Genomic DNA, 15,224 nt, shown 5'->3' with positions numbered 1-15,224 from the left:
AACTTATTATTTGTGGGGAGGGTCGCGGCTCCGCGATCCTCCAATTTTTTAAGACAGCAAATCGCCGCGTTCATTGGTCACTTTGGGTTTACGCCAAGCCAGCCTGTATAAGCCGGGAAGCACAAACAAAGTGAGCAACGTCGACGAGATAATGCCCCCTATCACAACTGTTGCCAGCGGTCGCTGAACCTCAGCCCCCGTACTCGTGTTAAGCGCCATTGGCAAAAAGCCCAGTGCCGCCACTAGGGCAACCATCAAGATCGGCCTTAGGCGGAGCATGGCGCCATCGTGAAGCGCTTTGTCTATTGGCGTACCGCGCTTTAGTTCATCTATAAATGCCGACACCATCATTACCCCCGTCAGCACGGAAACCCCGCACAGGGTGATAAAGCCAACTCCAGCGGTAATAGACAAAGGAATATCCCGTAGCCATAGCGCAATAACCCCGCCTGTTAAGGCCAGCGGCACACCGCTAAACACCAGTGCGGCATCTTTTGCTGAGCCAAAGGTCATCATCAACAGCGCAAAAATCATCACCAATGTGACCGGCACTAATAGGCTAAACGCTGGGATGCGGATTGTAGCTGCTCAAAGGTGCCACCGTATTCTAGCCAATAGCTCGGTGGAAGCGTTAGCTGCTGCGCAATTTCGCGCTGCACCTCGGCCACAAAGCCGCCTAAAAATACTAACCCAAAAAATTTAGCGGCGAGGACAAAAGCATAGCATCTTAAGAGCTAAATTAAACACCCACTAGGCGATCCAATCTCTGGGTAAAAAATACGCAGTGCTAAATTCTACTGAGCAACTGCGCTTTTTTTGTATTGAATTCATCTTCAGACAAGGCGCCGGCATCGCGCAATTGCGCCAACTTGCCTAGCAAATCCAAGGTTTGATTTACATCGTAGTTGGTATTGCTCGTATTTGAGTTGTTGCTGGCGGTATTTAAATTGCCGGAGTTTGCATTGCTGTGATTAGCCGGCGGATTATTTTGCGGTGCAAGCTGGCTTGGCGGAGCTTGTTTGAATTCAGTAGGCTGTGCAAAATTTGTCTGGGCTGGAGGCTGCATTCCTGGACCAGAAATTAAGGGTAGGTTATTGGTCGCAATGTTGCCGAACTGGCTAGTAAACGTTAGCGTTTGATTATTGCCCTGCTGCTGGCTCACCCCGCCAATATTGTGATTAAGGGTGTCGTATACCGAGACTTGACCATTTAATTCCACGGCAAGACGATTAGGGAAAACCGCATAACGGCTGTTATTTTGCGCGCCGCTACTAAACGGACTGCCCAGCTCCGCTGGCCACCACTGATTACTACCAGGCGTGCCCGCAGGAACAACCGGAAACATCTGATTATTGGCCAGCGCATTCGCCAGCTCACTGCATAAATTATTAACAGTGGCTTTTAGGCCATTATTGAACATATCGCCAACCATGGTCATGCCGCCGCGCATCCACTGCCCCGAGCCGCCAAGCTCTGGGCAATTGAATTGCGCCATAGTGCCACCACCGTTATTAACTGCAACAAGCATATGCACAACTGCGCCATAACTTAGGCCGTAACGCGAGGCGATATTATTGACGATATTTTCGCCGACATTGCTGAGCTTTTGCATAAAAACATCCTGTTAGATAAAAGGCGTATCTGGCGCCTCGCTGGCAGCAAACTCCGCTAGCAGCAATAATATGTTTTAGTGGGCAGGCTTTTAGTATAGCGCTGCAAATATGACACTTATGAATTGGCGGTGCAGTGATAAGAACTAGCCTTGGCAGGGCCTGCGTCAAAAATTGACTTAAAGAAAGTATGACTAGAGAAATGAAATGATAGGCATTTGCTTTACATAAAGCTATAAGCTTTGAAGAAATAGTGTTCAATTGAGCATAGTCGCTAGGGCCTCCTCCATACTTACTCTGTCATGCCCCATTACTGAGCAGAATATGAGTAGTTTTAATCCCGCGACGAGGACCGGAAAGCATTGGCATCGATGCCCAATTTGCGCAATTTAGCGCGCAGGGTACTCACATTAATACCTAGACGCTTGGCCGCGCCGAAGGGGCCATCTACTCGGCCCTTGGTGTCGGTGAGCACGTATTTAATATGCGCGGCAATCACCGCCTCTAACGACTCATCTACTGGGTCGCTGACGCTATTCACAAGGTCGGCTGCCTCACTTTTGTTAGGGCTTTTGAGCTTTGGCGACGGTGCGCCCAGCGCCATCTCTAAATCGAGATACTCGCCATGACCTAATATTACTGCGCGCTCCAGCACCGAGCCCAATTCCCTGATATTACCTGGCCAGCTATAGCGTTTTAAATTGCGCACATCTGCTGCCGACAACGGTGGCACCGGCACCCCCATGCGCATCGCGGCGCGCTGAATAAAATGCTTGGCGAGGTCTTCAATATCGTCAAGACGTTCATTCAGGGTTGGTAAGATGATCGGAAACACCGCGAGGCGATACCACAAATCCTCGCGAAAACTGCCCTCTTGTACCATTTTAGGGAGGTCGCGATGAGTGGCTGCAATCACCCTAACATCGACTTGCACGTCGTGCTCGCTGCCGACTTTTTGAATAATCCCGTCTTGTAACACACGCAGTAATCGCACCTGCGCCGCAGGGGGAAGCTCGCCCACCTCGTCAAGGAACAAAGTGCCGCCCCCTGCCCGCTCAAACCAACCACGTCGGCTGGCAAGCGCACCGGTGAAACTGCCTTTTTCGTGACCGAATAATTCGGAATCAATTAGTTCAGGGGGCAGCGCGCCGCAGTTAACGCGCAGAAACGGCCCGTTGTGGCGCGCCGAGCGCTCGTGAATCGCGCGGGCGATGACCTCTTTGCCCGCGCCAGTTTCGCCTAGAATAAGGACCCCAGCAGGGCTCGGCGCAACTTGATTAACACGGTGCATCACCTGCTTTAATCCGCCATCGGCGCCGACAATATTCTCTGAAATAGAACGCAGCCCCAGACGGCCCAAAAGGCTTTGGCGATCCGCCTCGGCTCTGACCCGCAAGCGCTGAATATGGGTGAGTTGTTGGTCATTCTCGATGCAGGCCAGCAGTGGTTCGGCGAGGGCGATGAGCTGCTCGCACTGACTGCTCGTGCATGCCGATTCGCATACCAAGACCGCAATACCCAGCATGCCTGTGTCACGCCGCAGCGGCATTAACACGGATATTCGCCCGTCGTAATCTGAGCCCAGCAGAATCCTGAGCGCAGCCCGATGCGTGGCATCGCTTTGCTCACTTAACTGTGCAGTAGCGCGCGCCCAGCGCTGAATCGTCTCTAATGCAGAGGCCTCAGTAATCGGCCGCTGAGTGAATATCTCGGGCACATACTCATCTCGCCAGCCACCGCTTAAGCGCCACTCATCGGCGCCGTTAAACGCAAATAAGTACAGCTCGTCGATACTCGTTATTTCCCGTAACACCGCAATAAGCGACGGCATTAGCTCGCTAAGCACGGCATGCTTTCCCGCTTCAGTCCACAGGGCAAGAAGGTGCTTATCAGCTTGAACAGTCATTTTCAGCGTCTTATTTGGCGTAAATTACGCTAAATATAGCGCATAAATACTTCATATATGACTAATTATTTTATAAGCCATAAAAGAAGATAAAAATAAGCTTATAAAACAGACCCTTAACGTCGCCAATAAAGCTGGCATAGAGTTTGACTATAAGATCCCAATTGCCATTTTCTGCTTTATAGGACTGTAAATGAAAACGCCACGCCGTACTCGTTTGTTCGCCCACCTCGCTGTGCCATTAGTGCTCGCCAGTTTGCTATCGACCACAACGGCTATTGCCAAAGATTACAGCTTGCTGAATGTTTCCTACGATCCAACCCGGGAACTGTATCAAGAGTTTAACGCTGAGTTCAGTCGCTACTGGAAGGAAAAAACCGGTGACCAAATTGCCATCAAGCAGTCTCACGGCGGTTCCGGCAAACAAGCTCGCTCAGTAATTGATGGTTTATCCGCCGATGTGGTGACGCTGGCGCTGGCCTACGACATCGACGTCATCAGCAAGCAAACCGGCAAATTGCCGGAAAACTGGCAATCGCAACTTGCCAGTAATAGTGCCCCCTACACGTCCACCATTGTGCTGCTGGTGCGTAAAAACAACCCGAAGAAAATCCACGATTGGGCCGACCTGATCAAACCTGGCGTTAGCGTGGTAACACCAAACCCTAAGACATCCGGCGGTGCGCGCTGGAATTACTTGGCCGCATACGCGTTTGCTAAACACGCCTACGGCAGTGATGCCGCTGCGGAAGAATTTATCAGCACCTTATTCAAACGGGTCAGCGTATTAGACACCGGTGCAAGAGCTGCAACCACGACCTTTGCCCAACGCGGCATTGGTGACGTGCTTATTACTTGGGAAAACGAAGCGTATTTAGCCCTCAATGAATTTGGCGCCGACAAATTCGAAATAGTATTGCCGTCGCTGTCAATTAAGGCAGAGCCTCCGGTTGCCGTGGTTGCTGCTAATGCCCAAAAGCACGGCGTGGCCACTATTGCGCAAGGCTATCTTGAGTATCTATACAGCCCCCAAGGGCAAACTATTATCGCCAAACATTATTTCCGCCCCGCTAAACCTGAGCTGATAAGCAGCGCGGAGATCCCTCATTTACCCGAACTCAAGTTAGTCAATATCAACCAAGAATTTGGCGGCTGGGAGCAGGTGCAAGCCAAGCACTTTAAAGATGGCGGCTTGTTTGACCAACTCTATCGGCCTCGTCGTTAATTACTGTGACCTAAACAATAAAGGCTAAGGCTGAAATCAGTATGAAATTCAAAACTAACTCGCCGCTCCCAGGCTTTGCGCCAGCGCTATTTTATACCGTGCTGTATCTCGCCCTGATCGTCGTTATTCCGCTGTCGGGTCTATTCTTTAAAACCGCCGAATTAGGTCTAGCGCAATTTTGGGATTTAATCTCTGGTGAACGGGTGACCCACGCCTTGATGATCTCCTTCGCCACTGCCTTAGCGGCGGCCATGATCAATGCGGTGTTTGGCTTAATTATCGCGTGGGTGTTTGTGCGTTATGACTTTACTGGCAAGGGTCTATTCGATGCCATTATCGACCTACCCTTTGCTCTGCCAACGGCGGTTGCCGGTATAGCGCTAAGCACCCTTTACTCGGGTAGCGGCTGGCTTGGCAACTTGTTTAACAAGGTCGGTATTGAAATTGCGTTTACCCCCATTGGTATTGTGATCGCATTGACCTTTATTGGCTTACCCTTTGTGGTGCGCAGTGTAGAGCCAGTGTTGCGGGAGCTGGAAAAAGAGCTTGAAGAAGCCGCCGCCTCGCTTGGCGCCAACCGCTGGCAAACCCTGTATCACGTGGTATTCCCCACCCTGCTGCCGGCTTTATTAAGCGGCTTTGCGCTGGCCTTTGCACGTGGCGTTGGCGAATACGGTTCGGTGATTTTTATTGCTGGTAACGTGCCCTATGTGTCTGAAGTGGCGCCTTTACTGATCGTAATTAAATTAGAGGAATACGATTACGCTGGCGCCACCGCAGTGGCCGCCGCCATGTTGCTCATTTCCTTTGTGCTGCTGATTCTCATTAATGCCTTACAAGCCTGGAGTCAGCGTTATAAAGCTAGCTCGGGCAATGTAAATGCTGCTCCAGATAAGGGGTTTGTCGCATGAACCCGTCTACGCAGAAAAATAGTATAAAAGTGGCAGGCCATTCGGCTATTAGTGAAGGCAAGCTCACGCGCTGGGTATTAACGACTATTGCGCTGAGTTTTTTAATACTGTTTTTGCTACTGCCCTTATTTACCGTGTTCGCCGAAGCATTACGCAATGGCTGGCAAACCTACGGCAAGGCCTTGAGCGATGCCGACGGCCTAGCGGCAATTAGGCTCACGATCATCGCCTCGGCGATTGCCGTACCCTTGAATCTTATTTTTGGGGTCGCAGCAGCCTGGTCAATTGCCAAGTTTGAGTTTCGCGGCAAGGTCTTATTAACCACCCTGATTGATTTGCCATTTTCGGTATCGCCAGTGGTCACCGGTTTGATCTTTGTGCTGATGTTTGGCGCCAGCGGCTGGGCGGCGCCTCTGCTAGAGGATACCGATATTCAAATTTTGTTTGCCCTGCCCGGCATTGTTTTAGTGAGTATCTTTGTCACCTTTCCGTTCATTGCACGGGAATTGATCCCGTTAATGCAGGAGCAAGGCAGCGACGAAGAACAAGCTGCCCTGAGTCTCGGCGCCAATGGCTGGCAGACGTTTTGGCATGTCACTCTGCCCAATATTCGCTGGGGTCTGCTCTATGGTGTGCTGCTCTGTAATGCCCGTGCCATGGGTGAGTTCGGTGCGGTGTCGGTGGTGTCTGGGCATATTCGCGGCGAAACCAATACCCTGCCCCTGCACGTGGAAATTCTTTACAACGAATACAACTTTGCCGCCGCCTTTGCCATGGCCTCGATTTTAGCCTCCTTGGCACTCGTGACGCTGGCCATAAAAGCCGTGCTTGAAAAAGCCCACGGCTTAAAACATTAATCTCGACGTTATTGGGAAACACAAACAATGGAAATTCAATTAAGCGGCATAAGCAAACAGTTTGGCCAATTTAAAGCCTTGAACAACGTTGGCCTTAATATTCAGTCCGGTGAACTATTAGCCTTGCTTGGACCGTCTGGCTCAGGCAAAACCACCTTGCTGCGCATTATTGCCGGACTAGAAAACGCTGACATTGGCAGCGTTTACTTTGACGGCGTGGACATGGCCAACACCCCATTGCGTGAGCGGCAAATTGGTTTTGTGTTTCAGCATTACGCCTTGTTTAAGCACATGACCCTGCGCGAGAACGTGAGCTTTGGCCTGCGGGTTAAAACCCGCGCCTTTCGTCGCCCCGCTGCAGCGATTCGCGCCCGCGCCGATGAATTATTAAAGCTAGTGCAATTGGGCGGTTTAGAAGATCGCTATCCCCACCAATTGTCTGGCGGCCAGCGTCAGCGTGTGGCCCTTGCCCGCGCTTTGGCTATCGACCCCAAAGTCCTGCTTCTTGACGAACCCTTCGGCGCCCTAGACGCCAAAGTCCGCAAAGAACTGCGGCAATGGCTGCGAGATTTGCACCAGCAAACCGGCGTCACTACGGTGTTCGTTACCCACGATCAAGAGGAAGCGCTAGAATTGGCCGACCGGGTGGTAATTATGCAAAAAGGCGAAATCGCCCAGCTCGGCAGTGTCGATCAAGTTTATGAACAACCCGCCTCGCCTCTGGTATTCGACTTTTTAGGCGACAGCAATATTATCGCCGCGCAATGGCGGGGCGACGTAGTGCATGTTGGCGACTCAGCAATCGGTGCCTATCCAAGCACGGCAAATACTGCCGTGCTGGATGAGGGCGCGGTCGATGTTTATGTTCGCCCCAGCGATTTACGCATTGCCGACGCTGAGCAAGCGGGCATAGACGTGGTGGTAAATAGCATTCAACGCACCGGGCCAATTGTGCGCGCCGAAGTTAGCTTTGCACATAGCACTTTTGCCCAAAGCCATTCCACCCTTCGTGTCGAGTTGCCGCATTTACATCACGATGTGCCCCGTTTCCAGACCGGCGCCACCTTGCGGCTACGTTTAATGCAGTTCAGCGTGTTTGCCCCGCAAACAATCACGCCAGTACGGGAGCAACTCAGCGCGCCAATTCTCATTGGCAGAGAGCGCGAACGTCTCGCCGGATAATGTTAATAAAGCCCTTGACCTTACCATTGTGGTAAGGTCAATGATCAAGCCTCGATCAACGGAGGGCTTAATCATGAGCGCATCTAAACGTAATACCCCTAGCAGTGTTCACAATAAAACGACGTTGCAACTGACTATTCTTGGATTGAACTGCGGCGCCTGCGTAGGCAGGATCACACGCGCGCTCAATGAACTTGACGGTATTGACGGGATCGAGATTAATTTGGCGGCTAAAACAGCAGACATCATCGTTAACGACGCCGACATTGATTCCGACACCATCATTGCCGCCATTGCTGAGGCGGGCTATCAGGCGTCACCGATAGCACTCGCTAACCATGAGTAAAGGAGCTAGCCATGACTGCAGCCGCACCTAACACCCACTCGACTCAGCAGAAACTCCGCTTTGGCATAGAAGGCATGAGCTGCGCCTCCTGCGTCAGCCACATTGAAAAAGCCTTAAACGCCGTCGATGGCGTTGCCAGCGTTAGCGTTAATTTAGCCACCGAAACGGCGCAAATTACCTTAGCCAAAGCGGTGCCCAGCGAACAACTGAGCGCGGCAGTTGAAAATGCGGGCTACCATGTAAGTACTAGCACGGTTCGCCTTAACATTGACGGCATGAGCTGCGCCTCTTGCGTTGGCAGAATTGAAAAAGCCTTGCAAGCAACACCCGGTGTGCTTGCGGTGAGCGTAAATTTAGCAACAGAAATCGCCAATATTGAAATTGCTAAAGATGCCATTAGCAGCGCCGAATTAATCGCGGCCGTCAGCAATGCGGGTTACCAAGCATCGCTAGACACTGAGCACGCCAAGGTAAAATCAGATACACAAAACAGCGCCTCCAATAAAGAAGCCCGCGCCGTTATTATTGGCGCCATTTTATCGGCGCCCTTATTTTTGCCGATGGTTTTCAGCGTGTTTGGCAGTCAGTGGATGGCGCCGGGCTGGCTGCAATTTCTACTCGCGACACCGGTACAGTTTTGGCTGGGCGCGCGCTTTTACCGCGCTGGCTGGGCCGCGATTAAAGCCAAAACCGGCAATATGGATTTACTGGTCGCGCTCGGCACCAGCGCCGCTTACGGCCTGAGTGTGTTTGAATTAGTGCGCCCGTATTTTGCGGAGCAGGCGCATGGCGGCGGCCATGCTAGCGGCCACTATTACTTTGAAGCCTCTGCGGTTGTTATTACCTTGGTGCTGCTGGGTAAATGGTTAGAAGGCCGCGCCAAACGCCAAACCACAGCGGCCATTCAGGCCCTGCAATCCCTGCGTCCCGCCACCGCGCGAGTTCGTGGCGAGAATGGTGACAAGGAAGTGGCCGTCGAGAATATTCGCAGCGGCGATTTGGTTATTGTAAAACCCGGCGAGCAAATCCCAGTAGACGGCGTGATTAAAGAAGGTTCCAGCCACATCGACGAGTCCATGCTCACTGGCGAGAACCTGCCGGTTAGCAAAGACGTGGGCGATAAGGTCACCGGCGGCGCGATCAATGCCGACGGCGTCTTACTGATTGAAACCACCGCAATCGGCAGCGAATCCACTCTATCTCGCATTATTCGCATGGTCGAAAATGCCCAAGCCGCCAAAGCGCCGATCCAACGTTTGGTAGATCAAGTCAGCGCGGTGTTTGTACCGGTGGTGTTAATTATTGCCCTCGCTACCTTGGTCACCTGGTGGATTTATAACGGCGATATTCAAGGCGCAATAATCAATGCGGTAGCGGTATTGGTTATCGCCTGCCCCTGCGCACTTGGTTTAGCCACGCCCACGGCGATCATGGCCGGTACTGGCGTGGCAGCAAAATACGGCATATTGATCAAAGACGCTGAAGCGCTGGAAATCGCCCACAAAACCACCACGGTGATTTTCGATAAAACCGGCACGTTAACAGTGGGCAAACCAAGCCTTACCGCCACCAAGGCTGTAAATGGCGATGAGCGCGAATTAATTCGCCTTGCGGCCGCCGTGCAATCCGGCAGCGACCATCCACTGGCAAAAGCGGTTATGGCGAGAGCCGAGGAACAAAATATCAGCGTTGACCAAGCCAGTAATGCCAAAGCCTTGGCCGGTCGCGGGGTGAGTGCCCATGTTAATGGGCAGCAACTAAGTCTGGGCAATACGCGCTTAATGAAAGAGCTGAATATTGATCTTGGCGATTTAGCACAAACCGCCGAAGACTTAGAAGCCCAAGGCAATACCCTGTCATGGTTGGCGGTTGAAGGTGCTAGTCCACAACTGATTGGTTTACTGGCCTTTGGCGACGAGATCAAAGCCTCCGCTGCCCAGGCCATCGCGCAACTGCGCGAGAAGGGAATAGAAACGATTATGCTCACCGGCGACAACCAAGGCAGCGCCAGCGCAGTTGCCAAAAAATTAGGCCTGAGCGATTTTATCGCCAATGTTTTGCCCGATGACAAGGCTAAGAAAGTCAGCCAACTGCGCAGCGAAGGCCGCGTTGTCGCCATGGTCGGCGACGGCATAAACGATGCCCCTGCCCTCGCCGCGGCCGATATTGGCATTGCCATGGCAACCGGTACAGACGTTGCTATGCACACCGCAGGTATTACCTTAATGCGCGGTGACCCAGCACTGGTGGCGGACGCGATTGCGATTTCCCAGCGCAGTTACCGTAAGATTAAACAAAACCTTTTTTGGGCCTTTATCTATAATGCTATCGGCATCCCGCTGGCCGCGTTTGGCTTATTAAGTCCCGTTATAGCCGGTGCGGCGATGGCCTTTAGCAGCGTGAGCGTGGTCAGCAATGCCCTACTATTGAAACGCTGGAGACCAGACAGCGTTAGCTCAAACAATGAGAAGGAAGGAGCCTGAGATGAATATTGGTGAAGCCGCCAAAGCCAGCGGCATATCGGCAAAAATGATCAGGCACTACGAGGGGATTGGTCTCATTGACCAATCTCACCGCAGCCCCGCGGGCTACCGTATTTATTCAAAAAATGACCTACATACGCTGAGTTTTGTTAAAAGCGCCCGCTCACTAGGTTTTTCTTTGGATCAAATAAAGCAGTTATTGTCGCTGTGGCAAGACCGCGAGCGCGCGAGTAGCGACGTAAAGGCCCTTGCGCTAAGCCATATAAAAGAACTGGATGACAAAATTGCCGAACTCAGCGCCATGCGGAACCTTTTGCAGAACTTAACTACCGAGTGCCATGGTGATGACCGTGCCGAGTGCCCCATACTTCAAGGTTTAGAGCAACCATGTGTTGGCGCTAGCACTAAAAAGACCTAGTATTAGTGTTAGATCGCAAACATATCGAACTTGTCTTTAGAAAATGAGTCTTATTACTACGCGTAAACTGCTGACAAATTATGAAGAAGATTCTTAACATCCATGTGCTTAGCTTCTTGATATTGATTTATTTCAGTAAATCAGTGCTTGCTGCTGCGCCGATGTTAATGATGAACCACCCAACTACCAGTCAAACTAACCCCCAGGCAATCGCGTCAGCAGATGGCCACTGTCTCGGCACAAGTCACAGTGATCATAACGGTCAACACCTCGGCCCAGAACAGCATGTCGAAATGAGTCAGCATTCCGCGGCCCACGGTGCTGGTGCAGGCGAGATTCAATGTGAGGCCACATGCCAATGCTGCGTCGGCAGTTGCAGCACCTTCGCCCTGCTTTCCGCAGACAACGCGAATCAGGCTATTAATTCACGTGATGTAACATCAGATTTCGATCTCCAATTACTTCCCCAGCACGCTTCCTCACTATTTAAACCCCCCATTTTTAGCTAATCACAGGCAAGTTGTGCCTGTATTACTAGCCAACTTATTAGCGCGTCGCACATATGGCGTTACGAATTAATTGTTTACTGACCATGCTTATTCGGCGTTATAACGTTTGATTGGCAGGTTTAGATTTCAACTTATTTTGGAAGTTTTCGATGAAGCATACTACGCACATTTCATCACCAACCCTAAGTACATTGGCCACCGCAAGCGTATCCCGGCGTCGGTTTGTGACCGGCGCGGCGAGCGCTGGTGCGCTTATTGGCTTAAGTGGCAGCCCCTTAAGCTGGGGCATAGAGAAAGCACCCACAGCAGTGGAGCAACAAACCTTAAGCGGCAAACATTTTGATTTGGATATTGGCTATCAGCCAGTCAACTTTACTGGTAAATCGAGAATAGCTACGGCTGTTAATGGCAGTGTGCCCGGCCCTATCTTACATTGGCGGGAAGGCGACGACATCACTCTGCGAGTTCGTAATCACCTCGCCCACGACAGTTCCATTCACTGGCATGGCATGATTTTACCTGCGGAAATGGATGGTGTTCCGGGAATGAGTTTTGCCGGCATTAAGCCCGGTGAGTATTTTGACTATGCCTTTAAAGTTCAGCAAAGCGGTACGTATTGGTATCACAGCCACTCTGGGTTTCAGGAGCAGACCGGCGTCTATGGCGCCATTGTGATCGAACCGAAAGAACCCGATCCAGTCGCTTACGACCGGGACTACGTGGTGCAGCTTTCTGACTGGTCAGATGAGGCGCCAGAAGATATTTACGCCAAGCTGAAAAAACGCGGTGATTACTATAATTTTAACGAACGTACCGCCGGTGATTTATGGCGAGATATTAAAGAGAAAGGTCTAAGCCAAACTTGGTCTGATCGCAGCATGTGGAATCAAATGCGCATGAGCGAGCGAGATATTGCCGACGTAACTGCATACACCTACACCTACCTAATGAACGGCGCAACGCCAGACCAAGGGTGGACGGGACTCTTTAAGCCGGGCGAAAAAATTCGTTTGCGATTTATCAACAGCGCCGCCATGACGATATTCGATGTGCGTATTCCCGGCCTTAAAATGACCGTGGTCGCTGCCGACGGCCAAAACGTCGAGCCCTTTACCATTGATGAATTCCGGATCGGCGTGGCAGAGACCTACGACGTCATTGTTGAGCCCAGTGACGACAGTGCATATTGCGTATTTGCGCAAAGCATAGACCGCAGTGGCTTTACGCGTGGCACCCTCAGCGCCAACCCAGCCTTAAGTGCAGCCATTCCGAATATGGACCCCGCCCCGGTTCTAAGCCACCGCGATATGGGCATGGCGATGGCAGGTATGAGCCATGGCGACCAAAACATGGGGGGCATGGCGGGAATGGATCACAGCCAGCACACTATGGGCAGCATGAAAGAAATGGATCACAGTGGCCATGATATGAGCAATATGAAAGGCATGGATCATAGTCAGCACGATATGGCCGCCATGAGCATGGCGATGCCAGCGCCTTTGGGCAAAGCGGGGTTTGGCAGCAGTAATGAAATCACCCATGTAAAAACCGAATTTGGCCCTCAGGTAGACGCCCGCGCCGACAGCCCGCAAAGCGGACTCGATGACCCCGGCATTGGTCTGCGCAACCACCAGCAGCTATATGGTCGTAAAGTATTGCGCTATAGCCAACTCCGCAACTTGCATCCAACTGAAGACCGCCGCGAACCCAGTCGTGAGATTCAGCTACACCTTACCGGCAATATGCACCGCTATATGTGGTCGGTAAATGGGATCCCCTTTGCGGATGCCGAGCCGCTTGCACTGAGTTTTGGCGAGCGCGTGCGCATCACCCTAGTAAACGACTCCATGATGACCCACCCTATCCATTTACACGGTGTGTGGAGCGAACTAGAAACCGGCGACCCTGAATACATTCCCCGTAAGCACACAATTATGGTTCAACCCGGTTCAAAAATCAGTTACCTCGTGACGGCAGATGCAATGGGCCGCTGGGCCTACCACTGCCACCTGCTCTACCACATGCCCGGTATGATGCGCGAAGTGCGCATCAGCCATAACGGAGGCGCAGTATGAAAATGACTAAGCGCGGATTCGCCGCGAGCGCACTGTGCGTGGCGGCAAACAATATTAGTCTTGCCCACGAGGCAGCCGACCCACTTATTAGCATGGTGTCGATAAACCAACTGGAACAGCGTCTTAAACACGATGCCCAAAGCAACGATCGCGATATTAGCAACTGGAATGCCGAAGTGTGGCTCGGTAAAAACCTCGACAAATTATGGCTAAAAACCGAAGGCGAATTGGTCGACGGCCAGCGTGAAGAATCTGAACTGCAAGTGCTTTACAGCCACGCGATAGCCCCCTACTGGGATCTTCAAACCGGGTGGCGCGGCGACTTTAACCCAGACCAAAACCAGCACTGGTTCGCGATTGGCCTACAAGGCTTAGCACCTTATTTCTTTGAAATAGACAGCGCGCTATTTTTTGGCGAAGGCGGCCAAACTGCATTGCGCATCGATGCTGAGTACGAACTCATGTTTACCCAGAAACTCATCCTTAGTCCCGAGCTAGAAACCACCCTTTATAGCCGCAATGCGCCAAAGTATGAGCAAGGCAGCGGCCTGGCTAAAATCGATGCAGGATTGCGCCTACGCTACGAAATTCGCCGCGAATTTGCGCCCTATATTGGCATTAATTGGTCAAAAAAATACGGCAATACTGCGGACCTTAGCAGAGCCGACGGCGGCGATATCGAAGCACTGCAATGGGTAGCCGGTATTCGCGCTTGGTTCTAATCACTATTTATCCGAGCCGCTGGCAATGCCAGCGGCTTGCGAGGCAAACACTATGACAAGATTAGTAATTAAGAATTGGCTATACCCCGCCCTCCTAATAATATTCGGCAGTGTTAGCCCGAGCTTCGCAGGCAGCGGCCACCAATCCTCTGCGGGCAAGGCAGATTGCGGCACACTCAAAACCTTACTCGACAATGGTGTCGCACCGCAGGATATTGCTAAAGACGCATTAGTCATGCAGGCAATGATGAGTAAATGTGCATCTCACTTCAAACCTAGCGTTGGTCCCACTGCTCACGACAGCCCGAGTCAACAGGGCCAAACTCCGGTTGCCCCTAAAGCTCAGACGGAAAGTGAGCCGGTAAAGAGCCACGACGATAGCCACGCTCATCAGCACTAGGCCTGCAAAAAAAAGGAACACCAAATGAAAATGCTAAAATCATTATTTGCCTTGGCAATGTTTGCTCTGATAGTTATTGCCGCAACAATATATGCAGGTGTCTACCCATTTGGGGCTGATACGCCCCACCATAAACTCACCTATTGGTTGCTGGACACCGCGCGGGATCGCTCGGTCACCGTAGCGTCTAAAGACATCACCGTTCCTGACTTACAACAAGTCGATTTGTTGATTAACGGCGCTACTGACTACAATGAAATGTGCTCAGCCTGCCACTTACAACCCGGACAGCAAAGCAGTGAGATGAGTCTTGGGCTTTATCCTGCCCCACCCAATCTCAGTACGCAGAACAGTGGAAAGATAACTAAGGAGAACCTGGCCAAACGACAATTTTGGACGATAAAACACGGTATAAAAGCATCTGGCATGCCCGCGTGGGGACCGACTCATAGTGACGAGCGGATATGGGCAATGGTGGCCTTTTTACAAAAACTGCCGGACATGACCGCCCTGCAATACCAAGTTTTAAGCCAGGCTGATTCCAAGCAAGAACATGGCCACGAAAATCATTAACGTATAG

General features: G+C 51.6%; 14 protein-coding genes and 1 pseudogene. 12 read left to right on the top strand and 3 right to left on the bottom strand.

Features of this window, described 5'->3' with window-relative positions; translation table 11 throughout:
• Positions 1-48 precede the first annotated feature (48 nt).
• The 3 genes and pseudogenes from HNQ57_RS08980 to HNQ57_RS17705 form a co-directional block, all read right to left on the bottom strand.
• A pseudogene (locus HNQ57_RS08980) lies at positions 49-680 on the bottom strand (efflux RND transporter permease subunit); the annotation flags it as partial.
• 107 nt (positions 681-787) lie between these two features.
• Positions 788-1,612, bottom strand: a complete 825-nt coding sequence (locus tag HNQ57_RS08975) for an SHOCT domain-containing protein (RefSeq protein ID WP_184462373.1) — start codon at positions 1,610-1,612, stop codon at positions 788-790.
• 332 nt (positions 1,613-1,944) lie between these two features.
• Complete coding sequence (locus HNQ57_RS17705) at positions 1,945-3,516, bottom strand: sigma-54 interaction domain-containing protein (protein ID WP_221301632.1); 1,572 nt, start codon at positions 3,514-3,516, stop codon at positions 1,945-1,947.
• Between the two features lie 193 nt (positions 3,517-3,709).
• Between HNQ57_RS17705 and HNQ57_RS08965 the strand changes: the two genes are divergently transcribed.
• The 12 genes from HNQ57_RS08965 to HNQ57_RS08910 all read left to right on the top strand — a co-directional run bounded on the left by HNQ57_RS08965 (position 3,710) and on the right by HNQ57_RS08910 (position 15,217).
• Entirely contained in the window at positions 3,710-4,741 is a 1,032-nt protein-coding gene (locus HNQ57_RS08965; protein ID WP_226968326.1) for a sulfate ABC transporter substrate-binding protein, read from the top strand.
• Positions 4,742-4,782: 41 nt separating this feature from the next.
• On the top strand, positions 4,783-5,652 hold the full coding sequence (gene cysT, locus HNQ57_RS08960; protein ID WP_184462372.1) for a sulfate ABC transporter permease subunit CysT: 870 nt from the start codon (positions 4,783-4,785) through the stop codon (positions 5,650-5,652).
• Positions 5,649-6,509 (top strand): sulfate ABC transporter permease subunit CysW, encoded by an 861-nt coding sequence (gene cysW / locus HNQ57_RS08955; protein WP_184462371.1) that lies wholly within the window; start codon positions 5,649-5,651, stop codon positions 6,507-6,509. The genes cysT and cysW overlap by 4 nt, the downstream gene beginning before the upstream one ends.
• A gap of 27 nt (positions 6,510-6,536) precedes the next feature.
• Positions 6,537-7,691, top strand: a complete 1,155-nt coding sequence (locus HNQ57_RS08950) for a sulfate/molybdate ABC transporter ATP-binding protein (protein WP_184462370.1) — start codon at positions 6,537-6,539, stop codon at positions 7,689-7,691.
• A gap of 73 nt (positions 7,692-7,764) precedes the next feature.
• Positions 7,765-8,037, top strand: a complete 273-nt coding sequence (locus HNQ57_RS08945) for a heavy-metal-associated domain-containing protein (protein WP_184462369.1) — start codon at positions 7,765-7,767, stop codon at positions 8,035-8,037.
• Positions 8,038-8,048: 11 nt separating this feature from the next.
• Positions 8,049-10,520 carry a heavy metal translocating P-type ATPase gene (locus tag HNQ57_RS08940; protein WP_184462368.1) on the top strand — a complete coding sequence of 824 codons (2,472 nt, stop codon included), beginning with the start codon at positions 8,049-8,051 and terminating at the stop codon, positions 10,518-10,520.
• Between the two features lies 1 nt (position 10,521).
• Positions 10,522-10,938, top strand: coding sequence for a Cu(I)-responsive transcriptional regulator (gene cueR / locus HNQ57_RS08935; RefSeq protein WP_184462367.1), 417 nt, complete (start codon positions 10,522-10,524; stop codon positions 10,936-10,938).
• A gap of 80 nt (positions 10,939-11,018) precedes the next feature.
• The gene (locus HNQ57_RS08930; RefSeq protein ID WP_184462366.1) at positions 11,019-11,447 is read left to right on the top strand and encodes a hypothetical protein; all 429 of its coding nucleotides are present in this window, start codon (positions 11,019-11,021) and stop codon (positions 11,445-11,447) included.
• 149 nt (positions 11,448-11,596) lie between these two features.
• Positions 11,597-13,522 carry a copper resistance system multicopper oxidase gene (locus HNQ57_RS08925; protein ID WP_184462365.1) on the top strand — a complete coding sequence of 642 codons (1,926 nt, stop codon included), beginning with the start codon at positions 11,597-11,599 and terminating at the stop codon, positions 13,520-13,522.
• Positions 13,519-14,244 carry a copper resistance protein B gene (locus tag HNQ57_RS08920; RefSeq protein ID WP_184462364.1) on the top strand — a complete coding sequence of 242 codons (726 nt, stop codon included), beginning with the start codon at positions 13,519-13,521 and terminating at the stop codon, positions 14,242-14,244. The genes HNQ57_RS08925 and HNQ57_RS08920 overlap by 4 nt, the downstream gene beginning before the upstream one ends.
• A gap of 52 nt (positions 14,245-14,296) precedes the next feature.
• Positions 14,297-14,644 (top strand): hypothetical protein, encoded by a 348-nt coding sequence (locus HNQ57_RS08915; RefSeq protein ID WP_184462363.1) that lies wholly within the window; start codon positions 14,297-14,299, stop codon positions 14,642-14,644.
• Positions 14,645-14,668: 24 nt separating this feature from the next.
• Entirely contained in the window at positions 14,669-15,217 is a 549-nt protein-coding gene (locus HNQ57_RS08910) for a c-type cytochrome (protein WP_184462362.1), read from the top strand.
• Positions 15,218-15,224: the final 7 nt, after the last annotated feature.

The organism is Zhongshania antarctica (genome assembly GCF_014202945.1).
Lineage (GTDB): Bacteria > Pseudomonadota > Gammaproteobacteria > Pseudomonadales > Spongiibacteraceae > Spongiibacter > Spongiibacter antarcticus.
The sequence above is the reverse complement of the archived record's forward strand: the minus strand, read 5'-3'. Positions and strand labels throughout refer to the sequence as shown.

Excerpts from the sequence above, each read along its gene's own strand:
- HNQ57_RS08975 (WP_184462373.1), bottom strand. The coding sequence starts at position 1,612 with ATGCAAAAGCTCAGCAATGTCGGCGAAAATATCGTCAATAATATCGCC.
- HNQ57_RS17705 (WP_221301632.1), bottom strand. The coding sequence starts at position 3,516 with ATGACTGTTCAAGCTGATAAGCACCTTCTTGCCCTGTGGACTGAAGCG.
- HNQ57_RS08965 (WP_226968326.1), top strand. The coding sequence starts at position 3,710 with ATGAAAACGCCACGCCGTACTCGTTTGTTCGCCCACCTCGCTGTGCCA.
- cysT (WP_184462372.1), top strand. The coding sequence starts at position 4,783 with ATGAAATTCAAAACTAACTCGCCGCTCCCAGGCTTTGCGCCAGCGCTA.
- cysW (WP_184462371.1), top strand. The coding sequence starts at position 5,649 with ATGAACCCGTCTACGCAGAAAAATAGTATAAAAGTGGCAGGCCATTCG.
- HNQ57_RS08950 (WP_184462370.1), top strand. The coding sequence starts at position 6,537 with ATGGAAATTCAATTAAGCGGCATAAGCAAACAGTTTGGCCAATTTAAA.
- HNQ57_RS08945 (WP_184462369.1), top strand. The coding sequence starts at position 7,765 with ATGAGCGCATCTAAACGTAATACCCCTAGCAGTGTTCACAATAAAACG.
- HNQ57_RS08940 (WP_184462368.1), top strand. The coding sequence starts at position 8,049 with ATGACTGCAGCCGCACCTAACACCCACTCGACTCAGCAGAAACTCCGC.
- cueR (WP_184462367.1), top strand. The coding sequence starts at position 10,522 with ATGAATATTGGTGAAGCCGCCAAAGCCAGCGGCATATCGGCAAAAATG.
- HNQ57_RS08930 (WP_184462366.1), top strand. The coding sequence starts at position 11,019 with ATGAAGAAGATTCTTAACATCCATGTGCTTAGCTTCTTGATATTGATT.
- HNQ57_RS08925 (WP_184462365.1), top strand. The coding sequence starts at position 11,597 with ATGAAGCATACTACGCACATTTCATCACCAACCCTAAGTACATTGGCC.
- HNQ57_RS08920 (WP_184462364.1), top strand. The coding sequence starts at position 13,519 with ATGAAAATGACTAAGCGCGGATTCGCCGCGAGCGCACTGTGCGTGGCG.
- HNQ57_RS08915 (WP_184462363.1), top strand. The coding sequence starts at position 14,297 with ATGACAAGATTAGTAATTAAGAATTGGCTATACCCCGCCCTCCTAATA.
- HNQ57_RS08910 (WP_184462362.1), top strand. The coding sequence starts at position 14,669 with ATGAAAATGCTAAAATCATTATTTGCCTTGGCAATGTTTGCTCTGATA.